Origin of the sequence: Devosia soli, from assembly GCF_000970455.1 — a bacterium.
GTDB lineage: Bacteria > Pseudomonadota > Alphaproteobacteria > Rhizobiales > Devosiaceae > Devosia > Devosia soli.
In genome coordinates this window covers 377136-396160 of the sequence record NZ_LAJG01000014.1, presented here as the reverse complement: position 1 = coordinate 396160, position 19025 = coordinate 377136, and the positions used below count along the sequence as shown (strand labels likewise).

At 61.6% G+C, this 19025-nt stretch carries 17 protein-coding genes and 1 other RNA gene; 14 read left to right on the top strand and 4 right to left on the bottom strand.

Annotated elements, in window-relative coordinates; all coding sequences use genetic code 11:
- Positions 1 to 53 precede the first annotated feature (53 nt).
- Positions 54 to 1001: an EamA family transporter RarD gene (gene rarD, locus VW35_RS05980; protein ID WP_052951533.1), complete on the top strand. Its 948-nt coding sequence runs from the start codon at positions 54 to 56 to the stop codon at positions 999 to 1001.
- Between the two features lie 12 nt (positions 1002 to 1013).
- On the opposite strand, the gene VW35_RS05975 is transcribed toward rarD, so the two are convergent.
- Entirely contained in the window at positions 1014 to 1916 is a 903-nt protein-coding gene (locus VW35_RS05975) for a hydrogen peroxide-inducible genes activator (RefSeq protein ID WP_052951532.1), read from the bottom strand.
- A gap of 95 nt (positions 1917 to 2011) precedes the next feature.
- On the opposite strand from VW35_RS05975, the gene katG reads away from it, so the two are divergent.
- From katG to VW35_RS05935, 10 genes are all read left to right on the top strand, one after another.
- A complete protein-coding gene (gene katG / locus VW35_RS05970; RefSeq protein ID WP_046142066.1) occupies positions 2012 to 4231 on the top strand; it encodes a catalase/peroxidase HPI in 2220 nt (739 codons plus the stop codon).
- A 170-nt stretch (positions 4232 to 4401) separates the two neighbouring features.
- Complete coding sequence (locus VW35_RS20460; RefSeq protein WP_052951531.1) at positions 4402 to 5538, top strand: DUF2336 domain-containing protein; 1137 nt, start codon at positions 4402 to 4404, stop codon at positions 5536 to 5538.
- A 79-nt stretch (positions 5539 to 5617) separates the two neighbouring features.
- Positions 5618 to 6577 carry an ArsR/SmtB family transcription factor gene (locus VW35_RS05960; RefSeq protein WP_244465837.1) on the top strand — a complete coding sequence of 320 codons (960 nt, stop codon included), beginning with the start codon at positions 5618 to 5620 and terminating at the stop codon, positions 6575 to 6577.
- Positions 6574 to 7470: a methylenetetrahydrofolate reductase [NAD(P)H] gene (metF, locus tag VW35_RS05955; protein ID WP_046142064.1), complete on the top strand. Its 897-nt coding sequence runs from the start codon at positions 6574 to 6576 to the stop codon at positions 7468 to 7470. Before VW35_RS05960 ends, metF begins: the two co-directional genes overlap by 4 nt.
- 119 nt (positions 7471 to 7589) lie before the next feature.
- Entirely contained in the window at positions 7590 to 8444 is an 855-nt protein-coding gene (locus VW35_RS05950; RefSeq protein ID WP_046142063.1) for a hypothetical protein, read from the top strand.
- Positions 8445 to 8563: 119 nt separating this feature from the next.
- On the top strand, positions 8564 to 9301 hold the full coding sequence (locus VW35_RS05945; RefSeq protein ID WP_244465836.1) for a J domain-containing protein: 738 nt from the start codon (positions 8564 to 8566) through the stop codon (positions 9299 to 9301).
- A gap of 32 nt (positions 9302 to 9333) precedes the next feature.
- Positions 9334 to 9718: RNase P RNA component class A (rnpB, locus tag VW35_RS20550), an RNA gene on the top strand.
- A gap of 145 nt (positions 9719 to 9863) precedes the next feature.
- Entirely contained in the window at positions 9864 to 10010 is a 147-nt protein-coding gene (locus VW35_RS21505; RefSeq protein WP_161796863.1) for a hypothetical protein, read from the top strand.
- 191 nt (positions 10011 to 10201) lie between these two features.
- Complete coding sequence (gene nspC, locus VW35_RS05940) at positions 10202 to 11302, top strand: carboxynorspermidine decarboxylase (protein ID WP_046142062.1); 1101 nt, start codon at positions 10202 to 10204, stop codon at positions 11300 to 11302.
- Between the two features lie 45 nt (positions 11303 to 11347).
- Positions 11348 to 12628: a saccharopine dehydrogenase family protein gene (locus VW35_RS05935; RefSeq protein WP_046142061.1), complete on the top strand. Its 1281-nt coding sequence runs from the start codon at positions 11348 to 11350 to the stop codon at positions 12626 to 12628.
- Between the two features lie 59 nt (positions 12629 to 12687).
- Here the strand turns inward: VW35_RS05935 and VW35_RS05930 are convergent, their stop codons facing one another.
- From VW35_RS05930 to VW35_RS05920, 3 genes are read right to left on the bottom strand one after another with little or no spacing between them, the layout of a single operon-like run.
- Positions 12688 to 13722: a histidine kinase dimerization/phosphoacceptor domain -containing protein gene (locus tag VW35_RS05930; protein ID WP_046142060.1), complete on the bottom strand. Its 1035-nt coding sequence runs from the start codon at positions 13720 to 13722 to the stop codon at positions 12688 to 12690.
- Between the two features lie 3 nt (positions 13723 to 13725).
- Positions 13726 to 14169 carry a response regulator gene (locus VW35_RS05925; RefSeq protein WP_046142059.1) on the bottom strand — a complete coding sequence of 148 codons (444 nt, stop codon included), beginning with the start codon at positions 14167 to 14169 and terminating at the stop codon, positions 13726 to 13728.
- Positions 14162 to 15658: a sensor histidine kinase gene (locus VW35_RS05920; RefSeq protein WP_046142058.1), complete on the bottom strand. Its 1497-nt coding sequence runs from the start codon at positions 15656 to 15658 to the stop codon at positions 14162 to 14164. Before VW35_RS05920 ends, VW35_RS05925 begins: the two co-directional genes overlap by 8 nt.
- A 250-nt stretch (positions 15659 to 15908) precedes the next feature.
- Here VW35_RS05920 and rsmH point away from each other — a divergent pair, with 250 nt between their 5' ends.
- From rsmH to VW35_RS05905, 3 genes are read left to right on the top strand one after another with little or no spacing between them, the layout of a single operon-like run.
- Positions 15909 to 16910, top strand: a complete 1002-nt coding sequence (gene rsmH / locus VW35_RS05915; protein ID WP_046142057.1) for a 16S rRNA (cytosine(1402)-N(4))-methyltransferase RsmH — start codon at positions 15909 to 15911, stop codon at positions 16908 to 16910.
- Positions 16907 to 17290: a cell division protein FtsL gene (gene ftsL / locus VW35_RS20455; RefSeq protein ID WP_052951528.1), complete on the top strand. Its 384-nt coding sequence runs from the start codon at positions 16907 to 16909 to the stop codon at positions 17288 to 17290. Before rsmH ends, ftsL begins: the two co-directional genes overlap by 4 nt.
- Positions 17287 to 19023, top strand: a complete 1737-nt coding sequence (locus VW35_RS05905) for a peptidoglycan D,D-transpeptidase FtsI family protein (protein ID WP_046142056.1) — start codon at positions 17287 to 17289, stop codon at positions 19021 to 19023. The genes ftsL and VW35_RS05905 overlap by 4 nt, the downstream gene beginning before the upstream one ends.
- Positions 19024 to 19025: the final 2 nt, after the last annotated feature.

Genomic DNA, 19025 nt, shown 5'->3' with positions numbered 1-19025 from the left:
GGGTGGTGGCTTGCTAGGTGTGGACGGCGCTCCAGGTGGAGCGGAGTTCTTCCATGACCTTGCCCGAACAGGCGCCAGACGTCGTCGCGCCCGTCTCGACGCCCCTCCCTGCCGATCCCAATGAGACCCGCAAAGGCGTGGTAGCGGCGCTTGGCGCCTATCTCTTCTGGGGGTTTCTGCCGATCCTCTTCCACGTGCTTGAAGCCGCCGGCTCGGTGCTGATCGTTGCCGAGCGGACGCTGTTTTCGCTCGTCCTGCTGGCGGTGATCCTGGCTTCTGGCAGTGGTTTCCAGGAAGTGCGGCGCCTGCTGACCGACTGGAAAACATTCCGGATCATCGCGCTCGCGACGACGCTGCTCGTCATCAATTGGCTGCTCTATGTCTGGGCGGTCGAGACGGGGCAGGTCCTGGAAGCAAGCTTTGGCTACTTCATCAATCCCTTGGTTAACGTCGCCATCGGCATGCTGATTCTAGGCGAGCGGCAAAATCGCTTGCAGACGATCGCGATCGGCATTGCCGTGGTCGCAATCGCCATCCAAGCCGTTGGGCTCGGCAAATTTCCGTTCATCGCCATCAGCCTGGCGCTGACCTTCGGCTTTTATGGATTCTTCCGCAAGACGGCGCCTTCGGGCCCGGCTTCGGGGCTGTTTGCCGAAACCGTGGTCGCGGCGCCATTTGCGCTGGGCTACGTGATCTTCAATATCGCGAGCAATGGGTTGGGTCCGCATGCCGATCCGATGACGATGGGTCTTCTCGTCCTGACCGGACCGGCCACCGCGGTTCCCCTGCTGCTCTTTGCCTATGGCGTAAGGCGGTTGCGGCTGACAACGATCGGCATGTTTCAGTATCTGGCGCCATCGATCCAGTTTCTGGTCGCTGTTCTACTCTTTGGCGAACATCTCAACGCGACGCGGCTCCTGAGCTTTGCGTTGATCTGGCTGTCGCTGGCCGTTTTTTCCTACGATAGTTTTCGGCAGCGGAACTTCGCCCGCGGGGCCTGAGCGTCGTTCGCCCTATGCCTGCGCGTTTGGCCGGCTTTTACGAATGACATCGCCGATGGCCTCGAATGTTTCGCCGAGAGGCGTTCCCTCGCGCCAGACGAGGGCAAGTTGCCGCCCGGCATGGGGATCGTCGAGGCGATGGACGGCGATGCGTGGATCGCTCGCCTCCTTACGCAGGGCAATCTGGGGCAGGAGGGTAACGCCCTGGCCGTTGGCCACGAATTCGACGATGGTCGAGAGCGAGGTGGCTGCGAAGGTGCGGGTCGATCGTTCGCCTTCGAGCCGGCAGGCGGAAATCGTTTGATCGCGGAAACAGTGGCCTTCATCGAGCAACAGGATGCGATCGGGCGGAAGCTTTTCGAGCGATACGGGCTCCGAAGTCGGTTCGGCGCTCGGGGTGGCGAGCACAAATGCGTCTTCGAAAAGCAGCGCCGTGACGAGCCGCGGACCGCCAGCGGGCGGATCCGAGGCAATCAGGGCGATATCGAGACTGCCATCGCCAAGGCCTTCGAGGAGGCTTTCGGTGCGCGCCTCGCTGACGATGAATTTGAGGTCCGGCAGGTGGTCGGTCAGCGCGGGAAAAATCTCGGGCAGGAGATAGGGCGCTACCGTGGGGATGAGCCCGAAGCGGATCGGGCGGTTGGGCTTGCCCTTGCGGCGCAGCGCGAAATCATCGAGCGCTTCGGATGCGCTCAGAGCCGCCTTGGCGAGTTCAACGAAGTCGCGACCAAAGGGGGTTAGCCGCACGCCGGATCTGAGCCGATCAAAGAGCGGTGTTCCGCATACGGTTTCGAGCATCATGATCTGCTGGGATAAGGCAGGCTGGGAAACGGCGCATTCGTTGGCGGCATGTCCGAAATGTCGCGTTCGCGCCACAGCGATGGCGTATCTCATTTGCTTGAGGGTGACCGTCACGATAAGCTCCTCCTATCGGCAGGGAAAGATTTATCGATTGGCCTAATGGAAGTCACCTGAATATAACCCGCGTTAGCAGCACGTAGGAGCCCACCATGGACGACAAGCAATCAACCGATCCCCACGCCCAAGCCTCCGGCGGCCAGTGTCCGGTCGATCATGGCGGTCAGGGCGGCAAGGGCCGCGGGCGCGGGCATAGCAACCGCGACTGGTGGCCGACTTCCCTTGACGTCGGCAAGCTCCACGCCAATTCCTCGCTTTCGAATCCGCTCGGCCCCGATTTTGACTATGCCGAGGAATTCAAGAAGCTCGATCTTGCGGCGGTCAAGGCTGACCTCCATGCGTTGATGACCGATTCCAAGGATTGGTGGCCGGCGGATTTCGGTCACTATGGCGGGCTCTTCGTCCGCATGGCCTGGCACAGCGCCGGCACCTATCGCATCACCGACGGGCGCGGCGGCGCCGGAATGGGTCAGCAGCGGTTTGCCCCGCTTAATTCCTGGCCGGACAATGCCAGCCTCGATAAAGCGCGGCGCCTCATCTGGCCGATCAAGCAGAAGTACGGCAACCGGATTTCCTGGGCCGACCTGATGATCCTGACCGGCAATGTCGCGCTCGAATCGATGGGCTTCAAGACTTTTGGGTTTGCCGGTGGCCGCGCCGACGTCTGGGAGCCGGAAGAACTCTATTGGGGTCCGGAAGGCACTTGGCTCGGCGATTCGCGTTATTCGGGCGAACGCCAGCTCGAAGAGCCGCTCGGCGCCGTGCAGATGGGCCTTATCTACGTCAATCCCGAAGGTCCCGCGGGTAATCCCGACCCGGTCGCGGCGGCGCGCGATATTCGCGAAACCTTTGCCCGCATGGCGATGAACGACGAAGAAACCGTGGCGCTGATCGCGGGCGGACACACCTTTGGCAAGACCCATGGTGCAGGCGATCCGTCACTGATCGCGGCCGAACCGGAAGGCGCCGATCTCGAGGACCAGGGCCTTGGCTGGAAGAGCTCATTCGGCACGGGTGTCGGCAAGGATGCCATTACCTCGGGTCTCGAAGTCACCTGGACGCAGACGCCGGTGACCTGGAGCAACTTCTACTTCGAGAACCTCTTCAAGTATGAGTGGGAACTCACGACCAGCCCGGCCGGCGCCAAGCAGTGGGTGGCGAAGACCGACGATCACGTCATTCCCGACGCGTTCGATCCGGCGCGCAAGCATCGCCCGACCATGCTGACCACCGACCTTTCGCTGCGCTTCGACCCGATCTACGAAAAGATCTCCCGTCGCTTCCTCGAAAACCCGGACCAGTTCGCCGATGCTTTCGCCCGCGCCTGGTTCAAATTGACCCACCGCGATATGGGCCCCAAGGTTCGCTACCTCGGCCCGGAAGTGCCGGCGGAAGACCTGATCTGGCAGGACGTCATCCCAGCTGTCGATCATCCGCTGATCGACGACGCTGACGTCAGCGTCCTCAAGCAGAAGATTCTCGATACCGGCCTGTCCGTTGCCGAACTCGTGGGAACGGCCTGGGCCTCGGCCGCGAGCTATCGTGGTTCGGACAAGCGCGGCGGCGCCAATGGCGCACGAATCCGGCTTGCCCCGCAGAAGGATTGGGAGGTCAACAAGCCGGCTCAGCTGGCGACTGTCTTGTCCAAGCTCGAAGGCGTGCAGGCGGATTTCAATGCGGCGCAGTTCGGCGGCAAGAAGGTTTCGCTGGCCGACCTGATCGTGCTTGCTGGCGGCGTCGGCATCGAAAAGGCGGCGCGGGCGGCCGGGCAGGAGGTCACCGTACCCTTCACGCCGGGCCGGGTGGACGCGTCGCAGGAGCAGACCGACGTTCTTTCCTTCCAGGCGCTGCAGCCGCGGGCCGATGGGTTCCGCAATTATTATAACAAGGCGCGCAGCTTCATGGAGCAGGAGGAGGCGCTGGTCGACAAGGCGCACCTTTTGCGCCTGACCGGGCCGGAAATGACCGTGCTCGTCGGTGGCCTGCGCGTTCTCAAGATCGGCACCAATGACCACGGTATTCTCACCGAGCGGCCCGAAGCGCTGACTAACGACTTCTTCCTCAATCTATTGAGCATGGACACCGTCTGGCAGCCCAAGGCGGGCGAAGAAGGCGTCTATGAGGGCCATGACCGCGCCAGCGGCGCCTTCAAGTGGACCGGGACACGCGTCGATCTGATCTTCGGATCGCATTCGCAGTTGCGCGCCTTTGCCGAAGTTTATGCGCAGACCGACTCGCAACCGCGCTTCACCAAGGACTTTATTGCGGCCTGGGTGAAGGTCATGAACGCGGATCGGTTCGACCTCCGCTAGGCATCCGGATAGATACGAGGGTGCGAAAACCCTGGAGAAAAATCTCCGGGGTTTTTTAATGCGTTAGGATTTCGGCAATTTGACTTAATTGCTCTTCATTGCCTTCAGCACTCTCAAGCGAGTTGCCGCGCAACGTGCCATTTCGATGCGTTTCCTCGCCGGAGTGGGTTATGAGTGAATTCGAAGAAGGCCGCCGTGCATTTGCGAGCTTTCGGGTCCTGAATGGCGAGGACAGCCATTCGGAGCGGGACCAGTTGTTCCGCAACATGGCCAAGCTCTTCAGCTTCGTTTCCGATCGGTGCGAGGACGAGCAGGTCGCCCAATATGACGAGGCGCTATGCCTCCTCGCCGAACTCGTCGAGGTCGAAGCGCGTGCCCATGTTGCGAAAATCCTCGCGCCCCTGCAAAGGGCCCCCGGCACGGTCGTGGTCAAGCTCGCCAATGACGATATCGAGGTCGCACGGCCGCTGCTCGAATTTTCCAACGTGCTCAGCGATGACGACCTGATCGACATCATCGAAAAGCATTCCGAGGCCCATCGTCTGGCTATTGCCGGTCGCGCCACCGTCACCGAACGTGTCGGCGAGGCGATTGTCGAACATGGCGACACCGCATCGGTCATCAAGCTCGTACGCAATGCCAATGCCGAAATCGGCAAGGCGGCACTCGAAAAGCTGGTGGCGCGCGCGACCAGCGATGCGGCGATCGCGGAAGACCTGCGCAACCGCGCCGAGATCGACTGGAAATCGCTGCGCGGCGAGATCGACTCGGTGGCCGATAAGGTGCTCGAAACCCTGGGCGAGGTCGATGGACGGTTCGATCCCATCACCGCCGGCAAGGTCAATGCGGTCGTCTATAAGCGCATGCGCAACCGCGCTGGGTTCAATGCACAGGAATGGAAGGTTGCCTATAATCAGGTTCGCGCCCTGGCCGACCGCAAGCAGCTCGATGACCGTGCTTTGGCCCGGTTCGCCCGCTTCGGTTATGGGCACCACGCTGCGGCGGCGATGGCCGTGATGCTGCGTGTCGGGCCGGAAACGGTGGTCAAATGGCTCGCGAGCCAGGATTATGCCGCGGTGACGGTTGCCCTGCGCGCCGCAGGCCTCAAGCCGGACCTTTTTGGGGCGATCGCTCCAACCTTGCCCTGGCGCGACCTGCCGACCGAGGATCACCAGCGCATGGTCACGAGCCGCTTCGAGGCGCTCGAGGAAGAAGAGGCGCGCAATATCTTCGAGCTCTGGCGCGCTCACTCGTTCCGCAAGCGCCATGCTGCTAGCCAGGAAGATCGGCAGGCGATGACCGCTTAGCGCTGGAAGACGTAAAAACTTTACTGGACCCGCCGCGCGAGCGGATATAAAGATATCTTTATATCTAGCGGAGTTGGACGTGGCGGATCTGGTCGGGGTTTTGAAGGCAGCGGGAGAGAGCACGCGTTTGCGGCTCCTCGCGCTCTTGGCCGATGGCGACCATTCGGTCAAAGACCTTACCGAAATTCTCGATCAAAGCCAGCCCCGCGTCTCGCGCCACCTAAAGCTGCTAGCTGATGCGGGGTTGATACAGCGTCATGCCGAAGGGGCGTGGGCCTATTATGGCCTCGCGCCCCACGGACATGGCGCGGAATTGGCGCGCTGGCTCGTCGCCCGCATTGATCCGAGTGATCCGGCACGTGAGCGCGACCGCAATCGTCAGGCAGCAGCCATTGCGGCGCAGCAGGCGATCGCTGCCGCCTACTTTGCCAAGGTGGCCGAGAGCTGGGATCTGCTGAAGACCCTTCACGTGCCCGAAGACGCCGTGGAGCATGCGATACTCGAAACACTGGCCGGCCGGGTGGTCGATCTGTTGGTCGATCTGGGGACGGGCACCGGGCGCATGCTTGAGGTTCTGGCGCCGGTCTACAAGCGCGCCATCGGCATCGACTCGAGCCGGGAGATGCTCGCGGTCGCCCGCTCGCGCCTGGCGGCATCCGGCATCAGCCATGCGCAGGTGCGGCTTGGCGATATTGGTGGGCTCGATCCGGCAATAGGCCCGGCAGATGTCCTCGTCATTCACCAGGTGCTGCATTATTTCGACGATCCAGGCCGAATGCTGGCGCAGGCGCGGCGCCTGCTGAAAAGCGGCGGCGAAGTGCTGATCGTCGATTTCGCCCCGCACAATCTCGAATTCTTGCGCACCGACCACGCCCATCGGCGGCTTGGCCTGTCGCGCGAACAGGTGACCGGATGGGCGGAAGCGGCGAGCCTCGAAGTTCGCTCGGTGCGTGAATTTCCGGCCAAGAACATGGATGGCGGCCTGACAGTGTGCCTTTGGCACCTCGGCGAGCGTCAAAAGATTGGAAAGACAGAATGATCGAAGACCATCTCCGCGCCAGCCGGCTCGTTGCCGACAAGCGTCCCGACCTCCAGCTTTCCTTCGAATTCTTCCCGCCCAAGACGGATGCGATGGAAGAAAAGTTCTGGGAATCGATCAACAAGCTCGCCCCGCTCGGGCCGCGCTTTGTTTCGGTCACCTATGGGGCAGGGGGCTCGACGCGCGAGCGCACCCTACGCATGGTACGTCACATCACCTCCGACACCGGCGTGCCAGCCGCTGCCCACCTGACCTGCGTGGGTGCGAGCAAGGCCGAGATCAACGACGTGATCCGCGGCTTCGAGGCCGTAGGCGTCAATCGTATCGTGGCGCTGCGTGGCGATCCGCCGGAAGGCATCGGCCAGCCGTTTACGCCGCATCCTGAGGGCTATCAAAACGCGGCGGACCTTGTGGCCGGTATCCGCAAGCTGGGCGATTTCGACATTTCCGTCGCCGCCTATCCCGAAAAGCACCCACAGAGCGCCAACTGGGACGAGGACATCGACAACCTCAAGCGCAAGATCGACAACGGTGCCGATCGTGCCATTACGCAGATGTTTTTCAACAATGCGGACTATCTGCGCTTCCTTGAACGCGCCCGCAAGGCAGGTATCTCGGCGCCGATCGTGCCGGGCATTCAGCCGATCCACAGCTTCAAGCAGATTTCGGGCTTTGCTGCGCGATGCGGCGCTTCCATACCCGATTGGCTGGCCGATCGGTTCGAAGGCCTGCAAGATGATCCGGAAACGCACGCGCTCGTCGCAGCGGCGGTGGCGGCTGAACAGGTGACCGAACTTCTCGACGAGGGCGTCACCGAATTCCATTTCTATACGCTTAACCGGGCCAATCTGGTCTTGGCGCTGGCACGGCTCCTCGGACGCCGACCGAGATGACGTTCAGGCTCCGTTCAGGCGACTCGCAATAGCTTGTGAACAGGTGGTTCATAAAATGGCCACCATGTTTGCATTGATCGCCCGATCAATTGCGACGCAATGCGGAGCCTAATGGACTGATGAAAATCGATCGCCGATTGAGCAATGGCCTTGCCTGGGCCGGGGCGCTACTCGTCGTTGGCATTCCTGCCGCCGATTATCTGAGCGCGGCATTTGCCGGCCCGTCCAATGCCAGCCTCGCCGTTGTCGATGCAGCTGCGGAGCCTGTGGTTCAGACGGCCGCGGTCGATCCGAAGCCGACAGCCGCGGCCCCCAAGCCATCAGCGCCGGTGCCGCAGACGCGGCCCGAGATCACCACCGCCTCGACCGGCACCGCCGTCGATGCGTTTGTTCAGTCCGGCAAGCCGCTGCCGAGCTACATCACTGGTGGCGAGTCGACGGCAAAGCCTGCTGCTGTTGCCAAACCAGCGACTACTGCCTGGCAGGCGACCACGCCGTCTCCAACCACGCCTGCCGCGCCCGCTACGCAGCCGGCCACCGCGGCAACCCCGTCGCCGGTGACGCTCGCTTCTACGCCGCCTGCAACCGAGCAGGTCGCGGCACTTCCCCCCACGCGCGAGGCGCCGATCCCCATGCCGCTCTCCATGCGGCCCCGGCCGGTCACCGTGCCGCTCGCGACCAACCAACCCGCGCTCATCGTCGATGAAGCGGCGCTGCCGTCCGCGCCGGTCATTCAGCCGCAAGACCAGATCATCACCTCTGATGACCTCCAGGATTGGGAATCGGGTCCGCTCAGCGACTTCCTCGCGCGCCGCGGCCAGCAGAGTTCGGCGACCTACAACGTCCAGCAGGCGCCGCCGCCCGAGCCGGTTTACAACGAAGGCGGGATCTGGCTCGATCAGGTGCCCAGTGGCGATCGCGCGATCCGCCGGCTCCCGAGCAATGATGACGAAGTCTATTATCTGCCATTCTGACACCTGACCTGCGGACGGCTCCCATGCGCGTGAGGGCATGGACCGCCGGCTCCACGGCAGATAATCTGCTGGCTCTTTCAGGATAGACCCTTGTCGAGGACCGTCAGATGTTGTGCTGCGTGCGCAAGGCCGAAGAAAACCGGGATGTGTGGCAGAAGCTGTCGAATTTTTTCGGCTCCTTCTCGCGCCGTACCGGCTTTGTCGGTCATGTCGCCGATCTGCTCGATCCGGACAATTGGCTCCCGGGGGGCCGCGAGGCAGCGTTTACGCTCGCCCTGATTGCCCTCTCAGCCAAGATGGCCATGGCCGACGGCGCCGTCACAGCGTCGGAAGTCCGTGCCTTCAATGCGACGGTCGAGATCACCAAGGGTCAGGAGCCGCAGGTCGAGCGCCTTTTCAACCTCGCCAAGCAAGACGTCGCCGGCTACGAAGCCTATGCCCGCAAGGTCGCGCGCTTTTTTGCCAACACGCCCGAAACGCTCGAGCATGTGCTCGATGGTCTGTTTTTCATCGCCACGGCCGATGGCCTGGTGCACGAAGCCGAGCTCGACTATCTGCGTTCGGTGAGCTCGATCTTCGGCTTCGACGAAGTGCGCTTCGAGCAGATCGCGTCCCAGCATGTGATGCTGGAAGCCGGCGTTGATCCTTACACTGTCCTCGGCCTCTCCCACGATGCTCCGCCCGAAGAAGTGCGGCGTGTCTATCGCCGGCTCGTAGCCGAGCACCATCCGGACCGCTTGATCGCCAAGGGCGTTCCGGAAGAGCTGATCGATGTTGCCACCGCCCGCATGGCAGCGATCAACCTTGCCTATCAGGCGATTACCAAACCCAAGCCTCAAACGCTTCTTACGGCTTGACGGCAGCCGGGCCTCGCCCCTACATCGGCGCGCCAGTTGACCGGGTGACCGCTGGCATGAGGGTAACCTCATGCCGGAGGAAAGTCCGGGCTCCTTCGAAACACGGTGACGGCTAACGGCCGCCGGGGGCGACCCCAGGGAAAGTGCCACAGAAAGCAAACCGCCCCGGTTCGCCGGGGTAAGGGTGAAAGGGTGCGGTAAGAGCGCACCGGGCCGCTGGCAACAGGGGCCGCACGGTAAACCCCACCGGGAGCAAGACCAAATAGGGATGACGCGGGGTTCTGCCCCAGCCGGTTTTGAGGCCATGTCATCCGGGTTGGTTGCACGAGCGTCCTGGCAACAGGCGCTTCAGATGAATGGTCACCACGTCGCGGCAACGCGGCCCTACAGAACCCGGCTTATAGGTCAACTGGCGTTTACCTTCCGCAATGTTTGGGTCATGTACATTGCCAGTACATTGCGCTAAGTTCATGATTTAAATAGATAATTGTTTCTCTGTGCAATGTAGCCGCAATCCACGCGGCGCAATGTGTCCTCGTCAACAAAAACACGGAGACACCAAATGAAGAAGATTTTCGCGCTTGTTATCGCCTCGGTCATGGTTGCCGGCGTCGCCACCCCGTCGTTCGCTGCTGCGCCCGATCATTGCGCTTTCAAGGACAAGACCATGTGCGTCACCGAATCGCTCTCCCCGACCACTGGCGACTGAAATCGCGCCACCGATCTCGACCTCCAAATCGGTGGCCCCGATGACGCCCCTGGACCCGTGTCCAGGGGCTCATTCCTGTTGGGTCATGGCAGGTCTTCGGTCCCAAGCCTTGCGATAAGCTGACAGTGGCTTTACATCCAGGCCTCCTGTTTCTGCCGGCGTGGGCCGGTTCCTCCCGGAGATGCCCGCGCATGGACCTGCCGACTCCCCATTATCTGATCGACGAAACGGCGCTGGCGCGTAACCTGGCGCTGGTCGATCGGCTGCGGGCTGCGTCTGGCGCGAAGTGCCTCCTGGCGCTCAAATGCTTTGCCACCTGGTCGACCTTCGCGCAGATCGCCCCCCACATGGACGGCACGACCTCGTCGTCGCTTAATGAGGTGAAGCTCGGCCGCGAAAAATTCGGCGGCGAGACGCATGCCTATTCGGTTGCCTGGTCGGATGCGGAGATCGACGAGGCGGTCGCGCAGGCCGACAAGATGATCTTCAATTCCATCAGCCAGCTCGAACGGTTCGGCGATAAGGCAGCGCACTTACCGATCGGCTTGCGGGTCAATCCCGGCGTCAGTCATTCCCATTTCGATCTTGCCGATCCCGCGCGTCCGTTCAGCCGCCTGGGCGAAGGCAATGTGGAGCGGATCGAAGCGGTGATGGATCGCGTCTCCGGCTTCATGCTCCATTGCAACTGCGAGAACGACTCGCTCGAGGCGTTTTCAGCGCTGCTCGACCAGTTCGAGGAAAAGCTCGGATCGCACCTTGCCCGGGTTGATTGGGTGAGCCTCGGCGGCGGCATCCATTTCACCAAGCCTGGCTACCCCATCGAGGCGCTGGCCGCTCGCCTCCGCGCCTTTTCTGAAAAGTTCGGGGTGCAGGTCTATCTCGAGCCGGGCGATACCGTCGTGACCGAAACGGCAACGCTTGAAACCACCGTCCTCGATGTCGTCGACAACGGCAAAGCGATCGCGATCGTCGACAGCGCCGTCGAGGCGCACATGCTCGATCTGCTGATCTATCGCCAGAGCGCTGCCGTCGCGCCGGATAGTGGACCGCATCGCTACGTCATTGCCGGAAAGTCATGCCTTGCTGGTGATATTTTTGGGGAGTTCGACTTTCCCGAGCCTTTGCGCGTTGGTAGCCGAGTGTCGCTGCTCAATGCAGCGGGCTACACGATGGTAAAGAAGAACTGGTTCAACGGCGTGCAGATGCCCGCCATTGCCATCCGCCGCCTCAATGGCCAGGTCGAGCTCATTCGAGAATTCGGCTATGCCGATTATGTCTCCAGCCTCTCCTGAGGGGGGCCTGGAATTGTCCGCCTCCAAAAAGGTGTTTCGTGCCAATTGAAAAAGAACATTCTCATTATCGGGGCAGGGGGCGTCGCGCAGGTCGCCGCCGTTAAGGCTGCCATGCACAACGATGTCCTCGGCGACATCAACATTGCTTCCCGCACAATCGAAAAATGCCAGGCGATCATTGCCGGTATTCTGGATCGTAAGGGCCTCAAACGGCCCGGTTTGATCGCTGCGCACGCGCTCGACGCCATGGATATCGAGGCGACCAAGGCCCTGATCCTGCGCACCAAGAGCCAGATCGTCCTCAATGCTGGTTCGGCCTTCCTCAACATGTCTGTGCTGCGCGCGTGTGTCGAGACCGGTGCCGCCTATATCGACACGGCCATCCACGAAGACCCATCCAAGGTGTGCGAGACGCCGCCATGGTACGGCAATTATGAATGGACGCATCGCGACGAATGCGAGCGCAAGGGGATCACGGCCGTACTCGGCGCGGGGTTCGATCCGGGGGTCGTCAATGCTTATGCCGCGCTTGCCGCCCAGCATTATTTCGACCGGATCGACTCGATCGACATAATCGATGTTAATGCCGGCAGCCACGGCCGGTACTTCGCGACCAATTTCGATCCGGAGATCAATTTCCGCGAATTCACCGGTACTGTGTGGAGCTGGCAGCGGAGCCAGTGGACGGCCAATGCCATGTTCGAGGTCAGCCGAACCGATGACCTGCCGGTCGTTGGCACGCACAAGACCTATCTTACCGGCCACGACGAAATCCATTCGCTTTCGGCCAATCTCGGGGTGCCCGACATCCGCTTCTGGATGGGGTTTGGCGAGCACTACATCAACGTCTTCACCGTTCTCAAAAACCTCGGGCTGCTCTCAGAGAAGCCCGTTGTGACGGCCGAAGGCCAGGAGATCGTGCCGCTCAAGGTTGTCAAAGCCGTTTTGCCTGATCCAGCGTCGCTCGCCCCGGACTATTCCGGCAAAACCTTTATCGGCAACCTTATCAAGGGTCACCGCGGTGGCGCAGCCGCAGAAATGCTGATCTACAACATCTGCGACCACGAAGAGACCTTTGCCGAAACCGGCAGCCAGGCCATCTCCTATACGGCGGGGGTGCCAGCCGTCGCTGCGGCCATGCTCATTGCCAAAGGCGAATGGGATTGCCACCACATGGCCAATATCGAGGAACTCCCGCCGGTGCCCTTCCTCGATCTTCTCGAAGTCATGGGGCTTCCAACGCGTCTGCGCGACGGGGCGGGCGATCGCAGCTATGCCGACGAAGAGCTTCCGGCACGCAAGACGGCGCGTTTGGGCGCGTCCTGATTCCAGGCATCCGTCATTCCCGCGCGAGCGGGAATGACCCAAAGCCGCAATAGGCGCAATCAGGCGCTGAAAGTGACCCGCACGGTCGTGCCGCCGCCGGCATTTTCATAAGCGACAGTGGCCTCGAGGCTATGCGCCATGGCTTTAACGATGCGGCTGCCGAGGCCAGTGCCTTGCGGCTTGCCAGTGCCGCTCCAGCCGATGCCGTCGTCTTCGACGCGCAATTCGATCTGCTCCCCGGTACGGCGCATTGCGATACGGACTTCGCCCAGGTCACGGCCGGTATAAGCATATTTGAGCGCGTTGGTGACGAGCTCGGTCAGCATCACGCCAAGCGAGGCGACCTTTTCTGTCGGCATCGGAAATTGCTCGACATCGACCTTGAGCGCAGCTGTCTTCCCTTCGAGCTGGACGCTGGCTTCGAGTTCGGCAACCAGCGAACTGATATAATCGGCGACCTGGACAGAGCGAACGTCGTCCGAAGTGTACAGGTGGCGATGGACGCCGGCGATTGCGTGGATGCGGGCCTGGGTTTCGGCCAGTGCGCTTTTCGCCTCTGCGTCGGTGACGGCATTCGCTTGAAGTCCCACAAGGGCCGCGACCATGGCCAGCGAATTGGCGACCCGATGATTGACCTCGCCAAGCAGCATCTCGGCCCGCTCCCGCGCTTCGAGCATGTCGCGCTCGGCCTTTGCCTTGGCGCGGTTGAGTTTTACACGCTCGATGGCATGCTCGATCGCCGCGACGAGGAGCTCCATGAATTCTTCTGAGAGCGTCTTGGGCACATAGTCGGTGGCGCCCGATTTCAGCGCCGCAACGGCCACTGCGGTTTCTGCAGAGCCCGTGACATAGACGACGGCCGGCTTGTCCTCGAACGAGGCGAGGGACGCGAGCATGTCGAGGCCAGTGCCGGTGGGCAGGTAATGATCGAGCACGAGCACATCGATATCGCCCTCGCGGATGACCGCCAGGCCTTCTTCGGCATTCGAGGCATGATTGAAGGCGAAGCCGCGCCGCTGCATGGCCTTTTCGACCAGCCGGGCGAGGCCAGGGTCGTCATCAACATAGAGCACATGCGGCGTGCGGTTGGGCATATTTTATTCGGCCTCGGGGATCTGCATGACCGAGAAGAAGAGTCCCAGCTGCTTTATGGCGTTGGCGAATCCTTCGTAATCGACGGGCTTGGTAATATACACATTGGCGCCGAGATCATAGCAACGCTGGATTTCGCGCTGGTCGTCGGTGGTCGTGAGCACGACGACGGGCGAGCGCTTGGTGTGCTCGTTGCCCTTGACCTTCTCGAGAATGTCGATCCCGGTCATGTCCGGCAGGTTGAGATCGAGCAGCACGAGAAGCTGCCGGCCCTTATTGACCGCGCCCGTGCCATCGGGACCAAGAAGATAGGCCAGTGCCTCGGTGCCGTTGGTGAAGGGCACGATCTGGTTGGCGACGCCGGCGCGGCGGATGTTCTTTTCGATGAGGCGGGCATGGCCTTCATCGTCTTCGATCATGATGATGGTAACGGGCCGGGCTTCATTCATGGCCGGAACTCCCAAGGTGGCTGCGCAGGTCGCGCGGCAGATTGACAATAAAGGTGGTGCCCTCGCCGAGGGTAGACTTCAAGGTGACGTCGCCGCCCAGCGCCCGAACCATGGTTCGAACATGAGCAAGGCCAATGCCTTCGCCGGGTTTGCTCTGAGCGCCCGAGCGGCGGAAGAGTTCGAAGACCCGCTCGTGGTCGGTGTCGGCAATGCCGCGGCCATTGTCTTCCACTTCGATCTGGACGCGATTGCCCAGCACATGCATGGCGCGGATCGTGACTTTCAAAGGCCGATCAGGCTGCTGATACTTTACGGCATTGTCGACCAGATTGCCGAGGACCTGCTCGATCGAGAGCTTGTCGGTCATGATCTTGCCGATGCGGATATCCATCTCGATGGCTCCACCGCCTTCGGCGATCTGGTGGTGCACGGAATTGGCCGTGGCTTCCGCGACATCGCGGATATTGACCAGCTCGGGCTTGAGCTGCCGGCGGCCTTCGCGCGAGATCTTGAGGATGGCGTTGATCAGTCCGTCCATTTTGCGCGTTGCGGCGCGGATGAACGTGATCGCCTCGGGCAGATCTTCGGTAGCTGCTTGCCGCGCCTCGATGAAATAAGGATCATCCTCGGCCGGCTTGGACGCCATATATTCGTTAAGCGTGTTGATGCTGGTTTCGAGCTCGCTCGTAAAACCCATGACGTTGACGAGCGGCGCGCGCAGGTCATGCGTAACGATATAGGCAAAGCGCTGGATCTCCTCGTTTGCCTTGCCGAGGTCGGATGTGCGCTCGCGTACGCGTTCTTCGAGCGTTGTATTGGCCGCTTCGACTTCGCGCCGGGCCTTGGCGAGTTCTGCGGTGTAGGACAGAACCGCCCAGATCGCTCCCGAGATCACAGCGAGAATGACGATGCCGCCGCCGATCGAGACCCAGCGCAGGCCCTCGATGGTGCCCCGCTGATTGGCGACGCCGTCGGTCAGGCGCACGTCAACGGCTTCGATCAAGGCGTTGATGAAGGTGCGGCTGCGATCCATAGCCTGCTTGCCTTCATTGGTATTGATCAGCGCAACTGCCGTATCGCGATTGCCGTTTCGGGCCTCCTCGATGGTGCGGTTCATCTCTTCGATCTTGAAGCCGATGTCGGTTTCAAGCTGGCGCAAAGGCGCTTCGGCCTCGGGGTAGGGCGCCAGCACCTGCTTGAGCCGCTCAAGCTGCTCATCGACCAGTGGCAGCGCTTCGCGATAGGGCTCGAGATAGGATTCGTCGAGCGTGATGATGAAGCCGCGCTGGCCCGTTTCCATGTCCTGAAGCTGGGTGCGCAGATCGACGGCGACACGGCGCGCCAAGCGCCCCTCGATCACTTCATCGAAATAGCCCTGCGAGCGCTCGACCAGCCATATATTGGTGCCGACAATGCCGAGCAGGGCCAGAAGGCCGACAAGCAGGAGCAGCGCTGTGGACCTGACGAAGGTCTTGCTGGTGATCGGCATGAAAAGTCCCGCTGATAGAGCGCCTTCATCGCGCGAATGACGGGCAAGAGCAATATCATTGGATGCCTCGAAGCCAGGTTTTCCTAAGGCTCGATGCGTTTTTGGACAGGGATGGTGTCTTAAACCTTGCTGCCCAAAGCCTTACGCGGATCAAAATCGGAATGGGAAACAGAATCTTAAACGTCGCCATGCAATTGTCGGGCTCGTCTGCATGGTCGGCTGCCGCGGCCGAAAGTGGAGTTAGGACAGTATGGGCAAGCGTAACCTGCCCGAATCCCCGTTGGTGAATGCGCCGCACATCCCCGTTCTCCTGGACGAGGTTGTGGCTGCGCTGTCGCCGCTTGCTGGCCGGCGCGTCGTCGATGGGACATTCGGCGCCGGTGGCTATTCGCGCGCTTTGCTGGAGGCGGGGGCGTATGTCGTCGCCATTGATCGCGACCCGTCGGTAAAAGTCCATGCCGATCGTCTCGCGGCCGAATTTCCAGATCGCTTCACCTTCGTTGCTGGCACGTTTTCTGAACTCGATACGCTCGCCGCGCCCTATGCGCCAATTCATGGTGTCGTCCTCGATATCGGCGTGAGCTCTATGCAGCTCGATGAAAGCGAACGCGGTTTTTCGTTTATGCGCGAGGGGCCGCTCGATATGCGCATGAGCCAATCGGGCGAAAGCGCTGCCGACATCGTCAACGGGCTCGAGCAGGAAGAGCTCGCCAATCTCCTTTATGCCTTCGGTGAAGAGCGCAAATCACGCCGAATTGCCCAATTCATCGTCGCGGCCCGCGAGTCGGCGCCAATCACGACGACGCTGGAGCTGGCCCGCATCATCGAAAAGGCCATCGGCCGGAAGCCGGGCGATGCGCATCCGGCGACCCGCTCGTTCCAGGCGTTGCGGATCGCAGTCAACGGGGAATTCGACCAGCTCGTCGAGGGCCTTTTCGCCGCCGAGCGTCTCCTCGGCGAGGGCGGGGTGCTCGCCGTCGTCAGTTTCCATTCGCTCGAAGATCGCATCGTCAAACGCTTCTTCGATCCGGACAAGGGCGGCCCGGCGCAGTCGCGGCACCTGCCGCAGGTGACGCTCGATCCGCGCCGCTGGGATCCGGTAGCCAAGGCCATCAAGCCCGGCGCGAGCGAACTCGAGCGCAATCAGCGCGCGCGGTCCTCCGTATTGCGCAGTGCCGTTCGCACCGGGATCGCTCCGCGCCAGCCTTACTACGATCAGCTCGGCGTGCCCGTCGTCAGGGGTGCAGCATGATCCGGCGGCTCAATATCTTTCTGATCTGCACCAGCATCGTCATGCTGGTCGGCGTCTATATGCTCAAATTCTCGATCGAAGGCACAGCCTCGGAACGCACCGGTCTCATCGCTCATATTTCCGAGCAGGAAGACGAACTTTCAACGCTCAAGGCCGATTGGGCGGTGCTCAACCAGCCCGGCTATATCGAGCCCATCGTGCGGCGACATCAGGCCGAGCTGGCCATCGACCAGGTGCAGCAGAAACAGTTCGGCTCCTTTGCCGATCTCCCCATGCGTCCGGCCGAACCCGATACGCAGGCCATGGACGCATTGTTCCAGGCCATCGATGCCGGCATTGATCCGATCGACGCCATTCTTGAGCTGGAGGGGATCGAATGACGATCACTGCCGACGATCTCTCTCCCACCATTTCGCTCGATGGCGTACGCAAGGCGCGTGGCAACCTCACGCAGGCCCGCATCCGCTGGATGACGCTGGCCGTCGTCATGGGGTTTCTTGCCGTTGGCGGCCGTCTCGTGCAGCTCGGCATGGTCGAAACCGACACGACCATCGAAGGCCAGACCCGGGACGTCATCACCGCGACGAGGCCGCCGATCCTTGATCGCAACGGCCTTGAAATGGCGGTCGATATCCGGGTGCCCTCGCTTTTCGCCGAGCCGCGCCGCATCATCGATGTCGAAGAAGCGGTCACCAAGATCCGTACCGTCCTGCCCGATCTCGACGAGGAATGGCTGCGCAAGCGCCTGTCTGGCAATCAGGGCTTTGTCTGGATCAAACGCGAGCTGACGCCGGCGATCGAAGACCAGATCATGCGCCTCGGCATTCCGGGCGTCGATTTCATCACCGAATCCAAGCGCTTCTATCCGGCAATGAACGAGGCCTCGCATATCCTGGGCTCGACCAATGTCGACAACCAGGGCATTGCCGGCATCGAGCGGCATATGGATACCGAATCCATCGCGCTGCTGCAGGATCTCGGGCTTGCTCGCGGCAATGCGCTGACGCCGGTCGAGCTTAGCGTCGATATGCGCGTCCAGCATGTGCTGCACGATCAGCTGATGGATGCGATGACGCGCTACCAAGCGATTGCGGCGGCCGGCGCCATGATGGACATTTACACCGGCGAGATCATCGCCCTTGCTTCCGTACCCGATTTCAACCCGAACGATCCGTCTTCGGCGCTCGTCAAGGATACGTTCAACCGCGTCACCGCCGGCATTTTCGAGCCTGGCTCGATCTTCAAGACGGTTACGCTCGCTGGTGCGCTCGATGAGGGTACGGCCAAGATCACGGACGAGTTCGACGCGCGCTACGGCGTGCGATTCGGCCGCTACACCATCGACGACTTCCACGGCAAGCACCGCATCCTGACCATGCCGGAGGTTTACAAGTACTCCTCAAATATCGGCACCATCCGCATCATGCAGACCATGGGCAAGGAGGCTTATCGCGCCTTTCTGACCCGCATGAAGTTCGACCAGCGCGTGCAGTTCGAACTTCCCGAAATGCGTGTGCCGAGCATTCCTAAGGAGCTTTCCGAAGTCGGCGCCGCGACGGCCTCGTTCGGACACGGTCTGTCGGTGTCGCCGCTCCACATGCTCACGGCCTATGCGGCCTTCGTCAACGGTGGCAATTATATCGCGCCAACGCTCTATAAGCGCAGCGTCGCCCAGGCGGAGCCGCTTTATGAACGCGTGATCCAGCCGCAGACCAGCGCCTACCTGCGCTACTTGATGCGGCTCAATGCCATTTCCTCGGGCGGTTCGGGCTCGCAGATGAACAAGGCCGCGCTTGGCTATCGGGTCGGCGGCAAGACCGGTACGGCCGAAAAGGTGGTCGAAGGGCGCTACTCGTCCAACAAGGTCACTAACTTCTTCGCGTCGGCTTTCCCGCTCGACAATCCGCGCTACGCCATGGTCATCATGGTCGACGAACCAAAGGCGGAAAACCCGCAATCCGGCACCACCGCTGGCTGGAACGCCGGCGCCTTGACTGGCCGTGTGGTGCAGCGCGTGGCGCCGATGCTTGGCATCGCCCCCGATTTCGAGCAAGTGCTCGATCAGCAGATCGTACCGCCAGAAGTTCGGCGAATTTTTCCAGAAGGATATTAATC